The sequence below is a fragment of the Bacillus sp. RC51 genome, from assembly GCF_044908115.1.
Classification (GTDB): domain Bacteria; phylum Bacillota; class Bacilli; order Bacillales; family Bacillaceae_G; genus Bacillus_A; species Bacillus_A mycoides.
Window position 1 is genome coordinate 132,721 of record NZ_JBIYCW010000014.1, and the last position, 15,362, is coordinate 148,082.

Below are 15,362 nucleotides of genomic sequence, written 5' to 3' on the forward strand. Positions count from 1 at the left end.
AAAAAATAGTGGTCAGTTAGGGATTAAAAACTCATTTGCAATAATCTGCAAATGAGTTTTTATGTTGAAGAAGAGTTTCTTTAACATAATATAGGGGTACCTAAAACCTCAAAAGCGTCTAATTTTTCCTCCTTCGCTTATTTATAATTTCTAAATCTCGTTTGGAAAAAGTGTAGTAGGTTCCTAGCACCCACTCATCTTCAGAAATTTGTATAAAGGCTTGTCGTTGTTCCGGTGTAAGTAATTCGCTACCTCTTGCTATTTTCATACAGTATCATCTCATTTCTGTAATTATTCAGTTAATTAGTTCAATTATATATCAATAGAGTGTAGAAGACTGATAAAATCATAGTTAAGAGCGTCCCATAAGACTTGTCTCAAAAACGAGGTGATATTTTGCGGAAAATTGGTTATATACGTGTCAGTTCAACTAGCCAGAATCCTTCAAGGCAATTTCAGCAACTGAACGAACTCGGAATGGATATTATTTTTAAAGAAAAAGTTTCTGGAGCAACAAAAGATTGTGAGCAACTTCAAAAATGTTAGAGGATATACAAGAAGGTGACATCATTTATGTTACGGACTTAACTCGGATTACTCGTAGTACACAAGATTTATTTGAATTAATCGATAACATACGGAGTAAAAAGGAAAATTTAAAATCCTTAAAAGATACATGGCTAGATTTATCAGAAGGTAATCCCTACAGCCAATTCTTAATTACGCTTATGGCGGGTGTAAACCAATTAGAACGTAATCTTATCCGTATGCGGCAGCGTGAAGGGATTGAACTGGCTAAGAAAGAAGGAAAGTTTAAAGGTCGATTAAAGAAGTATCATAAAAATCATGCAGGAATGAATTATGCAGTAAAGCTTTAAAAGAGGGAGATATGACTGTAAATCAAATTTGTGAAATTACAAATGTGTCTAGGACCTCATTATATAGAAAGCTATCGGAAAGGAACAGTTGATGAGTTATACCAAAAATCAGAAATATATAATAGAAAATAAATTCCATATAGAGGTGGAATTATATGCCTAAAATTGACAATATGTTAGCAATTCTATGGATGCTTCGCTCAGGTAAAAAAGTTACGGCAAAACAAATTTCAGAAAAGTTAGAGATGAATATAAGGACTGTGTATCGTTATATTGATACTATTTCAACAAGTGGTGTACCTATAATTTCAGAACCAGGACATAACGGTGGATACACTTTATTGAACAATTTTATTGAGGCTCCTCTTTTTTTTGATTTTGAGGAGCAAACTTCACTATTTCACGCTGCTGTTTTTGCAGAAGAAGCCGGATATTATGGAGGTGAAGCACTAAATAGGGCCATTTCAAAACTAAGTAAATACTCAAATCAAGAGCAGGAAGCAAAGATAAACCAACATTTAACTAGTCTAGAAGTAATAAGTCGATTAAGTTCACTCTCTATGGAACCTTTTTTGAAGGAGTTGGAGCAGGCCGTAGCTGACGGGTGCTCAGTAAAAATTCTTTACTATAAAAGTGGCGAAAAGCAATTAAATTATAGATTGGTCGATCCGTACAGAATTATCTATTGGAATCATAAGTGGTATGTAATTGGATTTTGTCATCTTAGGAATGATATCCGTAGTTTTAGAGTAGATCGAATTGAAAGTCTAATGCTAACCGAAAATAAGTTTAACCGGCCAGAAAATTTTTCAGCACGTGACTTTTTTATGAAAAATCTTCTTCCAACTATAGAAGATAAGGAAGGGATTATTTCTTTGGTTATTAATGGGGATAAAAGTGTATTGGCTGATATTTGCCAACATTGGTTTTTAGGACATTATTTACAAGAACGGACTTCAAATCAAGCAGTTTTTCTTCTTGAAAAAGATATAATACATACATATGTGCCTTATTTACTTTTACCGTACAATAAATCTATTAAAGTTATTGAGCCAATAAGTCTTAAGAAAAGACTTATTGAAATTCTGTCGGAATTAATAAAATTTCATCAAGTAATATAACTTCCCTGACGTTAACTGTCAGGGAAGTTATATTATAATAGCTATATCAATTGTGATTGGAGTGTTATTGGATGCAAACAAAAAAAGTTTTTCTATATGTATTTAATACAATGTCGGACTGGGAATATGGATATTTAATTGCTGAACTAAACTCAGGAAGATATTTCAAAAAAGATTTAGTACCTTTAAAAGTAATTACAGTAGGAGCTAATAAAGAAATGATTACTACTATGGGAGGGCTGAGCATAAAACCAGATATTTCCCTTGATGAATGTACTCTTGAGAGTAAAGATCTTTTAATTTTACCAGGAGGGACTACTTGGAGTGAAGAAATTCATCAACCTATCTTGGAAAGAATTGGCCAAGCTTTAAAGCTTGGCACTATTGTTGCTGCAATTTGTGGTGCAACTGAGGCCCTTGCGAATATGGGATACTTAGATACTAGAAAGCATACAAGTAATAATTTAGAATACACTAAAATGGTATGTCCTAACTATAAAGGAGAAAAGTTCTATGAGTTGAGATCCGCGGTATCTGCTGCGAATTTAGTTACTGCATCAGGAATAGCTCCTCTGGAATTTGCGATGGAAGTACTGAAAAAATTAGATGTATTTGCACCCGACACATTACATTCATGGTATAACCTAAATAAGACTCATAAACCTGAATACTTCTTCCAGTTAATGAATTCAATAAATAGCTGAGCTAAAAAATCAACTTAGCAGTTTTATATTAGTTCAAATAAAAATAATGAAGTAACTGAAAAGCTCACTTTCTCTATTTTGTTTTGCAGAGAAGTTGGGCTTTTTAATTTGGAATTTCCTTAACGTTGTAAATCCGCATTATCCTGACGCTACCCCATATAGCAAGAAAAATCTATTTGTAATACTAATATAAATTATTCTTAAATTATTAAATTTTAAACTGAAAGGTATTACAGCAAATCTAGAAGATATGATTCAATTCATTAAGTTTTTGAATCACCAAGAGCATACACAATTTTTAAGTAAAGATAGTATGGATCTTTATTTATCTCCATTATATAAAATAGATTCAGCGAAATATTATGGTTTTGGACTGAGGACAACAAATATAAATGGAAACGAAAAGATGGTTTGGCAATCAGGCTCAACTCCTGATTCACATGCAGAAATATTTATTTTAAATGAAACTGGCTGGGGTGTTGTGATTTTAACGAATAAAAATCATGTTTTAGAAGAAGCATCACTACCAGAATTTAAAAAAGGGATTATTAATATTTTGAATGGTGAAGAACCGGTTGATATACCAAATAATATACCGATAGTTCAAATTGTTATGTCAATATTAATATTCGCACTTTTCATTACAGCAATTATGTTAATAATAAAGTATAAACGTAAGAAAATTTGTAAAAAAATAACCTGGATTTTTCTAGGGAGTTTATTTCTAATATTATCTATTACTTTAATTCCACTTCTTATTTATAGTACAAATTCACCGTGGCAGACGATTAAAATGTTTTCTGCAGATGTAGCGTTGCTCATTAGTATTATAGTTACTTTATTGAATGTAAATGGATTAATATCAATATATATTGCGTTGAAAAGTGAATTAGTAAATAAGTCGTAAGAGCTTTTAATTATATAAATATAATACATTAAATAATTGTTTAAACTGTTATAAATAGTTGACTCTCACACAATGTCATTGTTTAAGCTTAATTTGAGCTTCGAATAATTGTAATAAATAGGAGGAACTAATGTTCAAAATAGGAGATTTTTCAAAACTATCTTCCATTAGTATACGTATGTTGAGACATTACGATAAAGTGGAATTATTACAACCAGTAAAAGTCGATGAGCAAAGTGGTTATCGATTTTATTCAGCAGCCCAATTAAAGAAAGTAAATCAAATTCAAGTGTTAAAAGATATGGGATTTAATATTGCCACTATTAAAGAATTAGTAGAGAGTGAAAATATTGAAGTAATAAAGTCACAATTTGAAAATCGTAGTGCTCAAGTAAAGGAAGAAATGGACGATCTCAAAAAACAATTACGTCTCCTCGAAGAATCAATGAAAACGATGAGAGAGGATGTTATTGAAATGAACTATCATGTTTCATTAAAAGAAATTCCAGAAAGAAATGTAGCAAGTGTTAGAAAGGTTATTCCATCGTATAATTGCGAAGGGGATTTATGGAGTATATTGATGCAAGAAATTAATGTTAAAAATATTAGTATAGCTAATCCGAGTTATAGTATTGCTACATTCCATGATCAAGAATATAAAGAAAATGATGTAGATGTAGAAATACAGCTAAATATTTTAGGGGAGCATGAAAATACAAAAGATGTTAATTTCAAAAAGATAGATCCATCCTATGTAGCTTCAATAACAGTTAACGGAAGTTATGAACAAATGACAGCTGTAAATGAGGCGGCAGCAAAATGGATTGAAACGGAAGGTTATGAATTAGCTGGACCGATGTTTAATATTTATCACGTTAGTCCAGCGATGGAATCAGATCCTAATAAGTGGGTTACAGAGGTTTGTTATCTGATAAACAAATAAACAATAAAGTAAAAAAGGCATCGTATATGCCTTTTTTACTTCATTTCTATCTGGAAATATTTAGCGCAAAGGACTCGTTGATTAACCATAATAGCCTCCTTAATACTAGTTAATCTAAGGAGGCATTGAATTGTTATAAATTAATGATATGTGTATCCTCCATCAGGAAATAATACATTACCTGTAGTAAAACCATTTTGCATTAAATACAGGACAGTATGTGCAATTTCATCATTATACCCAGGTCTCTGTACAAGAGAAAGAGATTTATAATCTTCATAAGCAGCTAGTCTTTTCTCATTTTGTTCATTCTCTCTTCGTATCGTTCCAGGAGAAACAACGTTAACTCTAATAGGAGCTAATTCAACAGCTAAAGCTTTCCCTAAGCTTTCAATAGCACCATTACAAGCTCCGTAAGCAGGCGCTCCTTTAAGTGGCCGTTGACTAAATGCACCGGACATTAATACGATAGATCCAGAGTTTGAAAGAAAAGGAATTGCATATTTTACGGCATAATATTGTGGCCAAAACTTTCCGATAAAGCTGCTTTCAGCGATATCATCCGTAGCAGTTATTGATCCAAGTGTGTAAGAGGCTCCTGGTGTGAATAAATGATTAAAATTCCCAACCTTCTTGAAAAAATCTTGTAATTGCTCTTTATTTTGATTATCCAATACATAAGTTTGAAGATGGTTGTTATTTATTATTTCTCGAGCAGCCTTTAATTTTTCTTCCGAGCGCCCTGCAATAATAACATGTGCTCCTTGTTCAAGTGCTTGTTTTGCTGTTGCTAATCCAATACCAGAACTCCCGCCGATGATAACGATATGTTTATCTTTTAATACAGTAATAGACATGATTAAACATCTCCCTTAATATAAGATTTAAAATAAGTTGTGTTAATTTTATTATTCGTTAAAAAATGACTACTGAAAAGTACGCACTTTATATGTACTTAGTCGCGAATTTCGTACTAATCGCTTGTTATATGGATACATAATATAAAAAATTATTCATTATAATTTATGATTTGAGGGGAGGGGTGAGGAAAATGAATTTAGAGGAACCGAAATTAAAAGGAGTAATAGCGACATTACAAATAATCGGTGGGAAATGGAAGCCACTCATTTTATTTATATTATTAACAGATGGAACGAAACGGTTTGGTGAATTAAAGCGATTAATACCAGGCATTTCTCAAGGAACATTAGCGAAGCAGCTTCGTGAATTAGAGCACGATCAACTAATAAAACGCGAAATTTATCAAGAAATACCACCTAAAGTGGAATATAGCTTAACTGAGCATGGAAAAACAGTTAGTACTGTTTTGGATAGTATGTGTGGTTGGGGAAGAGGACATTTAGAATATATCGATAAAAACAAACTATAATATTATTATGTAAACTAAATGTGATGTGTCGAAACATATCGTTTTAATAATTTATATTTTATAATATACAATTAAATAGTGTTATAGGTTATTATATATGGAGTCTTCCAGATGAGGTGATATAGATGAAATGCTGTATCGTTCGAAGTAACTAGTTGTTCGGGGCTGAAAAAATGCGTACCAGATATAAAAGGAGATTTACGAAAATATCAACTTTGAGTCTATTTCGGGGATCATCATAAACATTTAATACATTTTTGCAAAGGGGAAATAATAAAATGAATGAATTAGAGTACAAAAATTTTTATGATAAAGTGGGAAGTGAAAACGGCTGGGATTTTAGTAAGCTAAAATGTGAGACTGTAGGAGACACCTGGGACTTTTATAGTGAAGTGAAAGTAAGATGTAAACCATCACATATTTTACTTGATGTTGGTACAGGTGGAGGAGAAAATGTACTTAACATAGCATCTTCAGCTGCATTACTGATTGGAATAGATAATTCTAATGGAATGATCAAAACAGCACATTTTAATTTGAATAAAGCAGGTGTACAAAACGTTGAATTTCTTCAAATGGATTCTGAAGCTTTAACGTTTCCACATGCTCATTTTGATATTGCTTCAAGTTGTCATGCGCCGTTTGTAGCATCTGAGTTAGCAAAAGTAATGAAAAAGGGTGCTTTTTTCTTAACACAACAAGTTAGTGAACATGATAAATTAAACCTTAAAGAAGCATTTGGCAGAGGACAATGCTTAGGTGAAAGAGATGGAACTTTAAAAGAAAAGTATATGGGTGAACTTATTAGTGCGGGATTTGAACTCGTGCAAGTGCGTGAATACGATGTCACCGATTATTACAGTACTCCTGAAGATCTCATTTTCTTATTAAAACATACGCCTATTATTCCTAGATTTGGAGAAGAGGAAGAGGATTTTAATATTTTACAAAAGTTCATTGACGCTAATAGTTCCGAAAAAGGTATTCGTACGAATTCAAAAAGGTTTATGATTATTGCTGTTAAATCATAGTGTATTTTAACGTAAAAGCTGATTTTCTTTAAAAGAAAATCAGCTTTTTTTGTGGAAAAGAATGCAGGGAAAACTTAAAAATCATAGAAATAGGTAAAGTGGTAATCTGAAAATTGAAATATAGGGGGTAATTATTTTGAAACGTTACTATATTAACAACGAAAAAATAAACGCACATATTACTGAGTGGGGAAATAATGAAAAGCCTGTTATCTTTTGTTTACATGGGTTAGGTAGTACGAGCTTAAGTTTTATAGAAATTGCAGAAGAATTAAAGGAAGAGTATAGATTTATCTCCATTGATGCACCTGGGCATGGTAAAACACCGCCCTTTGAAAGAACGGAAGATTATGAGATGCTGAATTTAGCAAACTGGTTAAATGAAATAATAAATGAACTGAGAATTGAACATTTCTATTTTTTATCACATTCGTGGGGAAGTTTTGTAGCACTATTTTATTTATTAAATAATCCAGAAAAAGTACTAGGAAGCATTCTTATTGATGGAGGATATCAAACAAAAAGGCTTCGAGAAGAAACGCTTGAAGAGGAAGTCGCGTATTACGAAAAGGATTTTGAAGAATATATTTTTAATAATTGGGATGGATTTTTCAAAAGTGAAAAAGAAGCCTATACTAGGTGGTCTCCATTATTAGAAATTGCTGTAAAAGACCTAGGGATTGAAATGGATAATGAAGTATGTTGGCATGCGAGAGGTACAACAGCTGGTAATATAATAAGAGGTATGCATAAAGATGAAACGATAGATATTTACGAGAAGTTACCATCTAATATTATATTGCTTCGAGCTACACTACCGCAGATATGGGATGAATATAGAGATAAAACAGTAGAAATTTTTAAGTTAAAAACTGGCGCGAAAGTAAGATTAATCTCTGATACTACACATTTGTTACACTGGGATAAACCAGAAGTTGTTATAGCGGAAATAAAAAGTAATTGGAGCTAACATATTCATACTAAAGTTGTAGTTTTTATATAAAAAATCAATCCTTCCGTTTGATTTTATCTATTTATAAGTGTAATACAATAAGAATAGATAATAAGAAACAAGGGGGAATGTAAAGTGATTACACATATATCAGATATAAAACTACAAACGGTTTCTATAGAAGGGGTAAAACAAGTTTATAAAGACATATTATCTTTTCCAATAAAAAAAGAAACCGCATCATATATTCAATTTGAAGTAACACCGTATACAACAATTAGTTTTCAAGAAGTATATGAACCAATTGCACCTGCGCATTTCGCTTTTGAGATCCCATATTCAAAATTTCATGAAACAGTAAGATGGCTTGAAGGTTCTGGATTACTCATTGTGAAATGGAAAGATGGTCATACAATTGATGAGGAAAACGGTCGATTCAATTTATACTTTAAAGATGGTGATGGAAATCTTCTCGAAATTATCGCACATAGTTATGTTAAAGAAGAGGTATTAGTCCCGCATTCACCGCTAAACATTTTATACGTAAGGGAAATTGGTCTTCCGGTTAAAAGTGTACCTGTATTTACGGAATGGTTGAAATCAAATCTAGACATGAAAACGAAGGAAGATGGGGATATTTTCAACTTTGTTATAGGTGGCACTGCATATATCATCGCAACCTGGTGGCAGCGACCTTGGATTCCCATTGTGATGAAAGCTTTACCACCGAAAGTACATGTTTCATTCGGAACACCGGATCATGCGTTTTTACAACAAATCCAAAATAACTTTAAGAAAAATGGTGTTCCATTTGAAAGTAAACATATTGAAGTATTGTTTATTCAACAAGGGTATTCATTTTCTGTTTTGCATACACCGGAGTTTCATTCCGATATTCCTAGAAAATTAAACTTACCACTTTCTATATAATTATAGGTAGGGGTAAGTTTTTTGAATTTTCATGAAGAAGGGTATCAGTATAATTACACTGAATTTATAGAGGACTATAAGGCGTTATTCTAATTTACTGTAAGGAGAGAAATGAATTGAATCTAGGAAATCCGATAGCCAAAGGAAATACGGCTGAAATTTATCTTTGTGATAATAAAGTTGTGAAATTGTTTAAAGAATACCTCCCTAATACAGAATCTCTATACGAAGCACGAAAACAAAAGTATGCATATTCATGTGGTTTACACGTTCCTAAAGTATTTGAAGTTACAGAGATACAAGGTAGACAAGCTATTATTATGGAATATGTAGAAGGGGAAAGTGTTGGTGAGCTTTTGCTTAATAATTTGAGTAAAGCGGAGCATTACATAAGTATATGTGTTAGTGTACAACAAAAAATTCATGCTATATCTGTGAGCTCGGATGAAATAGAACCGATGGAAGAAAGGCTTTATCGTCAAATTAACTCCGTACATGATCTGGATGAAAAACAAAAGGGAAATATATTAAAAAAGTTAGATTCAATCACATTTGAACCTAGAGTATGTCATGGTGATTTTCATCCGTTTAATTTAATCATGAGTAATGGTGATGTGAATATTATAGATTGGGTTGATGCCAGTTCAGGTGATATTCGTGCAGATGTGTTTCGGACATACTTATTGTATTCACAGAATTCAGTGGAATTAGCTGAAATGTATTTACATATATATTGCAAAAAAACAGGTCTATTAAGAGATGAAATTTTCCAGTGGGCTCCTATTATTAGCGCAGCTAGATTGGCAGAGAGTACACCTCTGTAAATAAAAGATGTTTTCAAGTATTTATTTTGATCCCTATTAAAATAGTGAATCATTTATTTTTTTACTCATTGATTCTCTCCGTTATTTTTCTTGCCAATTCTTTTCGATTTATCATATACTTAAAAGAGACCAAACGTTTTCTTTTAGGGGGACACAATGCGTAAAGGTGAATTAACAAAAAGAATGATTCTTGATCGTTCCTCTGCTCTGTTTAATGTAAAGGGCTATAGTGGTTCTTCAATTTCTGATATTATGCGAGAGACTGGGCTGGAGAAGGGGGGTATTTATCGTCACTTTAAAAATAAAGATGACTTGGCTGTTCAAGCCTTTCAGCACGCAACTTCACAAATGGGAGTGCGTTATGTCGAAGAGATAAAAAAAGCATCCAATACGTTGGATAAGTTAAAAACTTTTATTTCAGTTTTTACATCTCTCATTAATAATGATCCTCTTCCTGGAGGGTGTCCAATCATGAACGTAACGTTAGAAGCAGATGATTCCCATCCTCTCATGGCAGTACAAGCACAGATAGCGATGAATCAATTACTTGGAATAATTGAAAAGATTATTACGTATGGAATTGAGCAAGGAGAGTTAAAACCAGATACTCAAGCAAAGCAGGTTGCTATCATCTGGATTTCTTCTCTTGAAGGAGCACTTGCCTTGTCACGCTTATACCAAGATACAGTCTATATTGATACAGTATCGTCACGACTTTTAGATGAATTGGAAAAACAAATTACGGCCAAGTAAGCCGTAATTTTTATCGCTAAAAAGAGACTGATCGGTTTCTTTTTTTGAGGGGGTGATCACTTAATAGAAATTCTATGATGGAACTATGAAAAAACGGATGAGAGAAGAATGGTACTAATACAAAATAGTAAATTGAAAAATGTGTAGAGTATGAACAATTTCGGCCTACCTGTTTCTAATTTTGGAGGAGTGTGAAAAAGGATATGAGAGAAATAGAAACAATCGTAATTGGCTCTGGACCTGGAGGATATGTTGCTGCAATAAGAGCTTCACAATTAGGGAAACAAGTGGCAATTATAGAAAGAGAGAATCTTGGTGGCGTATGTGCTAACGTCGGCTGCATTCCATCTAAGGCACTTATTTCTGTAGGTCATCGTTTTGAGGAAACAAAGCATTCAGAAAATATGGGGATTTTTTCTTCTGGTGTAAATGTGGACTTCGCAAAAGTACAAAAATTTAAAAACAACGTTGTAAAGAAATTAGTAGGTGGTGTAGAAGGGTTATTAAAAAGCAATAAAGTAGAAGTGATAAAAGGTGAAGCTTATTTCATGGATGCTAACACTATACGAGTAACCAATAAAGATGCAACTCAAACATATACATTTAAAAATGCAATTATAGCTACTGGATCACGCCCAGTTGAAATTCCAACATTTAAATTTACAAAACGTGTGATTAACTCTACAGGTGCACTTAGTTTAACTGAAGTTCCAAGTAAATTGGTTGTAATCGGTGGTGGTTACATTGGTACTGAATTGGGCTCTGCTTACGCTTCCCTCGGTTCTATAGTAACAATTATTGAAGGAGGTAAAGATATTTTAACTGGCTTCGATAAACAAATGACTCAAATTGTGAAAGAAGACCTTATAAACAAAGGTGTTACAGTAATAGTAGATGCATCCGCTAAAGGTGTAGAAGAAGTTGAAAATGGTGTAATTGTTACCTACGAGATTGGTGGTGAAGAAAAGAAAGTTGACGCTGATTACGTATTAGTAACGGTTGGCCGTCGTCCTAATACTGAAAATATGGGTTTTGAAAAAATCGGTATTGAGTTTTCTGACCGCGGTTTATTAAAAGTTGATCAACAATGCCGTACTAACCTTCCGAACATTTTTGCTATAGGAGATATCATTGCTGGTCCACAGCTTGCACATAAAGCATTTTACGAAGGGAAAGTAGCTGCCGAAGCTATCTCTGGTGAACTATCATTTGTTGATTACTTGGCAATTCCAGCAGTTTGTTTCACAAATCCTGAATTAGCTACAGTTGGTTATGCTGAAGAGCGAGCAAAGGCAGAAGGCATGGAAGTAAAAGTGATTCAATCCCCATTTTCAGCAAACGGTCGTGCACTTGTATCAAATGAAGGAAAAGGGTTCTTGAGGCTATTGGTGCGTAAAGAAGATGGTGTATTAGTAGGTGCTCAAATCGTGGGAAATGGTGCATCAGAAATAATTGCCGAAATGGGTTTAGCAATTGAATCAGGCATGACAGTTGAGGATATTGCATTAACACCACATGCTCAACTAACTTTAAGTGAGATTGTGATGGAAGCTGCTGAGGCCATAATTTACAATTTTAAATAAATATTAATTAATAAAAATTGGATTGCTTCGTTTTTTAGAAATTCTAAATAAAATAAATGTAGAGATAAATAAATATGTAAAAAACAATCTTTACTAATAAACTTCTTAATAACATATTATGGCTAATTGAGCCGTTTTTTTACCGCAAAAAAGAGACTATTCGGTTTCTTTTTGTGAGAGGATTTATTCATTTATTAGAGAATAAAAAGTGAAATTATGGAAAATAAATATGAGAGGAGAATACAAATGAGTCAATTTGTTAATTCAACAATGGAAGGTAAAAATTTTAGTGCTGTTCAAGTAGGAAAGTGGGAGGATCTGCTTCAATATAAAAATGGAAATCCATTTAAAGCTCCTGGAAAGGTATTTCTTAAAGATGACTTACAATGTACAGGGATGGAAGCTTCACTAAATGTTTTCCCTCCAGGCATTTCAATGCCCTTTTATCATAAGCATAGAGAAAATGAAGAGCTGTATATCTTCGTCAAAGGACAAGGGGAATTCAAGATTGATGATGAAATCCTTGAAATCAAAGAGGGTACTGTCATAAGGGTGGCACAAGAGGGGGAAAGAATTTGGCGTAACAATTCAAGTGAACCTCTTTATTTTATTTGTATTCAAGCTAGGGCAAATACTTTGGAAGAAAGTAATATCGAGGATGGTATTAAGCTAGATAAATCCGTTGAATGGATTGAAAAATAGGTGCCACTGTACGATTAAATATCGTTTCGCTCCTTGTATTTTGTCTTTTGAAGAAAACTTATCTATAGAAAAGTACACCCAATTGTTAAACTGAATGTAACAATTGGGTGTACTTCATAGGAAACCAACTGTGTTTAAAGAATGGCTTTTTTCAATCTTTATTCTATAAAGGTTCATTATCCGTACTTGCTCCTCAGTTAACTCTTCTTTATTCCAATACATATGCATTAAACTATATTCGAATATCTCTTTTAATTTAATAAACAATGGAAGCTGCTCTATCATTTCTTTAGGTAGATCATTTTCCTCCTGGTATCCGTCGATTATTGCTTTTGTAATAGAATTCTCATAGTCGACTATGTTGCCATTCCCAACGAAAGAATATTCTATCGCGCTATAGACTGGAATAGCTAAATCGAATATGTAAAAATGTTTTTCACAGTCTTGAAAATCAATCATTGTTAAATTTAAATCATTGTCCACTAATATGTTTTCTAACCATAAATCTCCATGAATTAAGCCGTAATTTGAAGTGGACTTTGGCAGCTCCTTTATAGAAGTTAAAACGTCAGATGCAATTTCTCTTATAGTAGTTTCTTCTTTTGGGATATAGTTAAGAAAATTATACTCTTCATTTTCATACCAATCGTTTATATGATTTACCGGTTGAACTCTTTCAAAGTCTTTAGATATACGATGTAATTTTCCAATTTGTTGACCGAGCTTTTTAAATACATTAGAATTCCATTCGTTTCTTGGTAAATGTATACCAGGAGCAGCTTTATATAATACAGCAAAAACTTCTTTGTCTAAGGTTATTTTCTCTACTAAATTCGCCTTTAAAGAAGGTATTATTGGAGGGACTCCTAAGCCCTTTTGATATAAAAAGTTCGTATATGTAACTTCTTCTAATTGCTCTTCATATGTTTTATAGTTTGTAATTCTAACGAAGTAAGTACCTTGTGCTGTGAGACATTGATACATTTCATTTGTTATTGGTGTCATTTCAATAAAATCCAATGGATATAGTTTATTAATTAGTTTAAGTATCTCTTTTTCTATATTATTCATTTTAACTTCCTTTCCAAACATAAATTTTCCACTCACAACACTACTAGTTCCTTAACTTACAAATTTCGTGTTTTATTTGGTAGAATCCTTTAAAAAAGATTTATCCCGTAAAAACCCGATTAGTATGGGATAATAATCAGTGGGGAGGAAGAAACTCCCCACTGAATAAAGTTTCACTTTATTGGAAAGTTAAGTAAATGTATGACAAAATAAGATAGCTGAAAAAATATGAAATGAGTAATTACATATGATATTTAAAGGTTCTAGAGAGTGGTTAATGTTATAAACCACAAGAAATATCAAAAGAAAGAAGTGGATACTTCTTATAATTTTTAGTGAGGAGGGGGATAAATGAATGAACATATACAGCTAATGATTGAATGGATTGAGGGCAATTTAAAAAAGAAGTTTTCATTAGATAAATTATCTAATTATATGGGATATTCTCCTTACTTCTGTTCGTTTAAATTTCATCAAGTAACAGGGATAAGTATTAGACGATATATTCTTCTTAGAAGATTGTATTTATCAACGGAAGATTTGACGAATGATAGAAAGATAATTGATATCGCATTTGATTACGATTACTCTTCGCAAGAGGCTTATAGTAGAGCATTTAAAACTGTTTTTGGTATAACCCCAGGAAAATTCCAACTTAACAAAATACCGGTTCAATCATTTATTAAACTCTCAATCAATGATGGCAAGGAGTGGGATAGAATGAATTTTTCTAGAAAAATTGAAGTTGATCAGTTACGAAATGCGAAGAGTGAGCTGTTTGATAAAGATGTACTAAATATATTAAATGGTCAATTTATGTATGAAGAATTTAAAAGTGAAAAACTAATGGGGGAGTGTGATTACGCTCCATTTAATGAAGCTATGTGTGTAAATACGACTACTGCACAGATTTTTGATGATGAGTTTATTAAAACAAGGGCAGAAGGACACCAAGGTACTGTAGAAAATTATACGAAAAAGGTTATTCATCCTTTAGAGAATCTTTTTAAGAAAGAGTATAAATGTATTGTTTTATGGTTCGGTGAAGATATGTTTTGCCAAATGAATCTACTTACAGTACTTTCTTACCTTGAACAGTCTGGTTATAAGGGAAAAGTATACTTAAATAGCTTCAGAGAGGATGAATTTAAAGTTAGTCAAATTGAACTTGAATTAGGGAACTATTTTTCTGTTTACAATGAAGTTCTAGTAAATCATAAAAAGCCATCTCATGAGGTACTACTTGTAATGTATCAGGCGATAGATTTATATTTAGAAATGCTAAAAGAAAATAATGTAGTAGTAAAGTATATCTCCAAAAATAAAGATTTACCAACACAAGAGTTATTAAAAAGGTTATTTAATCTTTTTCCAACAATAGGATATGGGGACCTACAATATATAGAGCTTATTAATAAAGCGAGATGAAAATTGAAACTAATTAGAAGAGAATACAGTAAAAAAGATGCACCTATACTTTAAAATGTACCCTATAGAATAGACACTGAAAAAAAAGTCTATTCTATAGGGTATTTCTTGTATAATGAGAGAAAATTGGGATCGGAGAAAGTTC

General features: G+C 32.4%; 14 protein-coding genes and 3 pseudogenes. 14 read left to right on the forward strand and 3 right to left on the reverse strand.

What is annotated here, in order from left to right:
• Positions 1-124 precede the first annotated feature (124 nt).
• Positions 125-268, reverse strand: a pseudogene (locus ABH959_RS23520) (DUF4158 domain-containing protein); the annotation flags it as partial.
• 128 nt (positions 269-396) lie between these two features.
• Between ABH959_RS23520 and ABH959_RS23525 the strand changes: the two are divergent.
• The 5 genes and pseudogenes from ABH959_RS23525 (at position 397) to ABH959_RS23545 (ending at position 4,553) form a co-directional block, all read left to right on the forward strand.
• Positions 397-970, forward strand: a pseudogene (locus ABH959_RS23525) (recombinase family protein).
• A gap of 63 nt (positions 971-1,033) precedes the next feature.
• The gene (locus tag ABH959_RS23530) at positions 1,034-1,999 is read left to right on the forward strand and encodes a helix-turn-helix transcriptional regulator (RefSeq protein ID WP_404493235.1); all 966 of its coding nucleotides are present in this window, start codon (positions 1,034-1,036) and stop codon (positions 1,997-1,999) included.
• Between the two features lie 71 nt (positions 2,000-2,070).
• Positions 2,071-2,703, forward strand: coding sequence for a type 1 glutamine amidotransferase family protein (locus ABH959_RS23535; RefSeq protein ID WP_002136474.1), 633 nt, complete (start codon positions 2,071-2,073; stop codon positions 2,701-2,703).
• Positions 2,704-2,932: 229 nt separating this feature from the next.
• Positions 2,933-3,610 (forward strand): annotated as a pseudogene (locus ABH959_RS23540) (penicillin-binding protein); the annotation flags it as partial.
• Positions 3,611-3,740: 130 nt separating this feature from the next.
• The gene (locus ABH959_RS23545; RefSeq protein WP_404493236.1) at positions 3,741-4,553 is read left to right on the forward strand and encodes a MerR family transcriptional regulator; all 813 of its coding nucleotides are present in this window, start codon (positions 3,741-3,743) and stop codon (positions 4,551-4,553) included.
• 140 nt (positions 4,554-4,693) lie between these two features.
• Here the strand turns inward: ABH959_RS23545 and ABH959_RS23550 are convergent, their stop codons facing one another.
• Positions 4,694-5,410, reverse strand: coding sequence for an SDR family oxidoreductase (locus ABH959_RS23550; RefSeq protein WP_002013344.1), 717 nt, complete (start codon positions 5,408-5,410; stop codon positions 4,694-4,696).
• A 194-nt stretch (positions 5,411-5,604) separates the two neighbouring features.
• Between ABH959_RS23550 and ABH959_RS23555 the strand changes: the two genes are divergently transcribed.
• The 8 genes from ABH959_RS23555 to ABH959_RS23590 all read left to right on the forward strand — a co-directional run bounded on the left by ABH959_RS23555 (position 5,605) and on the right by ABH959_RS23590 (position 12,718).
• On the forward strand, positions 5,605-5,943 hold the full coding sequence (locus ABH959_RS23555) for a winged helix-turn-helix transcriptional regulator (protein WP_404493238.1): 339 nt from the start codon (positions 5,605-5,607) through the stop codon (positions 5,941-5,943).
• Positions 5,944-6,221: 278 nt separating this feature from the next.
• Positions 6,222-6,974, forward strand: a complete 753-nt coding sequence (locus tag ABH959_RS23560; protein ID WP_404493239.1) for a class I SAM-dependent methyltransferase — start codon at positions 6,222-6,224, stop codon at positions 6,972-6,974.
• Between the two features lie 136 nt (positions 6,975-7,110).
• Positions 7,111-7,944 carry an alpha/beta fold hydrolase gene (locus ABH959_RS23565; RefSeq protein WP_404493241.1) on the forward strand — a complete coding sequence of 278 codons (834 nt, stop codon included), beginning with the start codon at positions 7,111-7,113 and terminating at the stop codon, positions 7,942-7,944.
• Between the two features lie 117 nt (positions 7,945-8,061).
• Positions 8,062-8,856 carry a VOC family protein gene (locus ABH959_RS23570; protein WP_404493243.1) on the forward strand — a complete coding sequence of 265 codons (795 nt, stop codon included), beginning with the start codon at positions 8,062-8,064 and terminating at the stop codon, positions 8,854-8,856.
• A 116-nt stretch (positions 8,857-8,972) separates the two neighbouring features.
• A complete protein-coding gene (locus ABH959_RS23575) occupies positions 8,973-9,680 on the forward strand; it encodes a phosphotransferase family protein (RefSeq protein WP_219375760.1) in 708 nt (235 codons plus the stop codon).
• Positions 9,681-9,836: 156 nt separating this feature from the next.
• On the forward strand, positions 9,837-10,433 hold the full coding sequence (locus tag ABH959_RS23580; protein ID WP_404493244.1) for a TetR/AcrR family transcriptional regulator: 597 nt from the start codon (positions 9,837-9,839) through the stop codon (positions 10,431-10,433).
• A 203-nt stretch (positions 10,434-10,636) separates the two neighbouring features.
• On the forward strand, positions 10,637-12,016 hold the full coding sequence (gene lpdA / locus ABH959_RS23585; protein WP_404449848.1) for a dihydrolipoyl dehydrogenase: 1,380 nt from the start codon (positions 10,637-10,639) through the stop codon (positions 12,014-12,016).
• 246 nt (positions 12,017-12,262) lie between these two features.
• Entirely contained in the window at positions 12,263-12,718 is a 456-nt protein-coding gene (locus tag ABH959_RS23590) for a cupin domain-containing protein (RefSeq protein WP_219302350.1), read from the forward strand.
• A 114-nt stretch (positions 12,719-12,832) separates the two neighbouring features.
• Here ABH959_RS23590 and ABH959_RS23595 read toward each other — a convergent pair whose 3' ends face one another.
• On the reverse strand, positions 12,833-13,810 hold the full coding sequence (locus ABH959_RS23595) for a phosphotransferase enzyme family protein (protein ID WP_404449850.1): 978 nt from the start codon (positions 13,808-13,810) through the stop codon (positions 12,833-12,835).
• Positions 13,811-14,140: 330 nt separating this feature from the next.
• Here ABH959_RS23595 and ABH959_RS23600 point away from each other — a divergent pair, with 330 nt between their 5' ends.
• Positions 14,141-15,217, forward strand: a complete 1,077-nt coding sequence (locus tag ABH959_RS23600) for a helix-turn-helix domain-containing protein (protein WP_404493245.1) — start codon at positions 14,141-14,143, stop codon at positions 15,215-15,217.
• Positions 15,218-15,362 lie beyond the last annotated feature (145 nt).

Bases quoted from the DNA above. Each gene is read 5' to 3' on its own strand.
- ABH959_RS23580 (WP_404493244.1), top strand. From the start codon at position 9,837: ATGCGTAAAGGTGAATTAACAAAAAGAATGATTCTTGATCGTTCCTCT.
- ABH959_RS23545 (WP_404493236.1), top strand. From the start codon at position 3,741: ATGTTCAAAATAGGAGATTTTTCAAAACTATCTTCCATTAGTATACGT.
- ABH959_RS23600 (WP_404493245.1), top strand. From the start codon at position 14,141: ATGAATGAACATATACAGCTAATGATTGAATGGATTGAGGGCAATTTA.
- ABH959_RS23535 (WP_002136474.1), top strand. From the start codon at position 2,071: ATGCAAACAAAAAAAGTTTTTCTATATGTATTTAATACAATGTCGGAC.
- ABH959_RS23550 (WP_002013344.1), bottom strand. From the start codon at position 5,410: ATGTCTATTACTGTATTAAAAGATAAACATATCGTTATCATCGGCGGG.
- lpdA (WP_404449848.1), top strand. From the start codon at position 10,637: ATGAGAGAAATAGAAACAATCGTAATTGGCTCTGGACCTGGAGGATAT.
- ABH959_RS23590 (WP_219302350.1), top strand. From the start codon at position 12,263: ATGAGTCAATTTGTTAATTCAACAATGGAAGGTAAAAATTTTAGTGCT.
- ABH959_RS23530 (WP_404493235.1), top strand. From the start codon at position 1,034: ATGCCTAAAATTGACAATATGTTAGCAATTCTATGGATGCTTCGCTCA.
- ABH959_RS23595 (WP_404449850.1), bottom strand. From the start codon at position 13,810: ATGTTTGGAAAGGAAGTTAAAATGAATAATATAGAAAAAGAGATACTT.
- ABH959_RS23555 (WP_404493238.1), top strand. From the start codon at position 5,605: ATGAATTTAGAGGAACCGAAATTAAAAGGAGTAATAGCGACATTACAA.
- ABH959_RS23560 (WP_404493239.1), top strand. From the start codon at position 6,222: ATGAATGAATTAGAGTACAAAAATTTTTATGATAAAGTGGGAAGTGAA.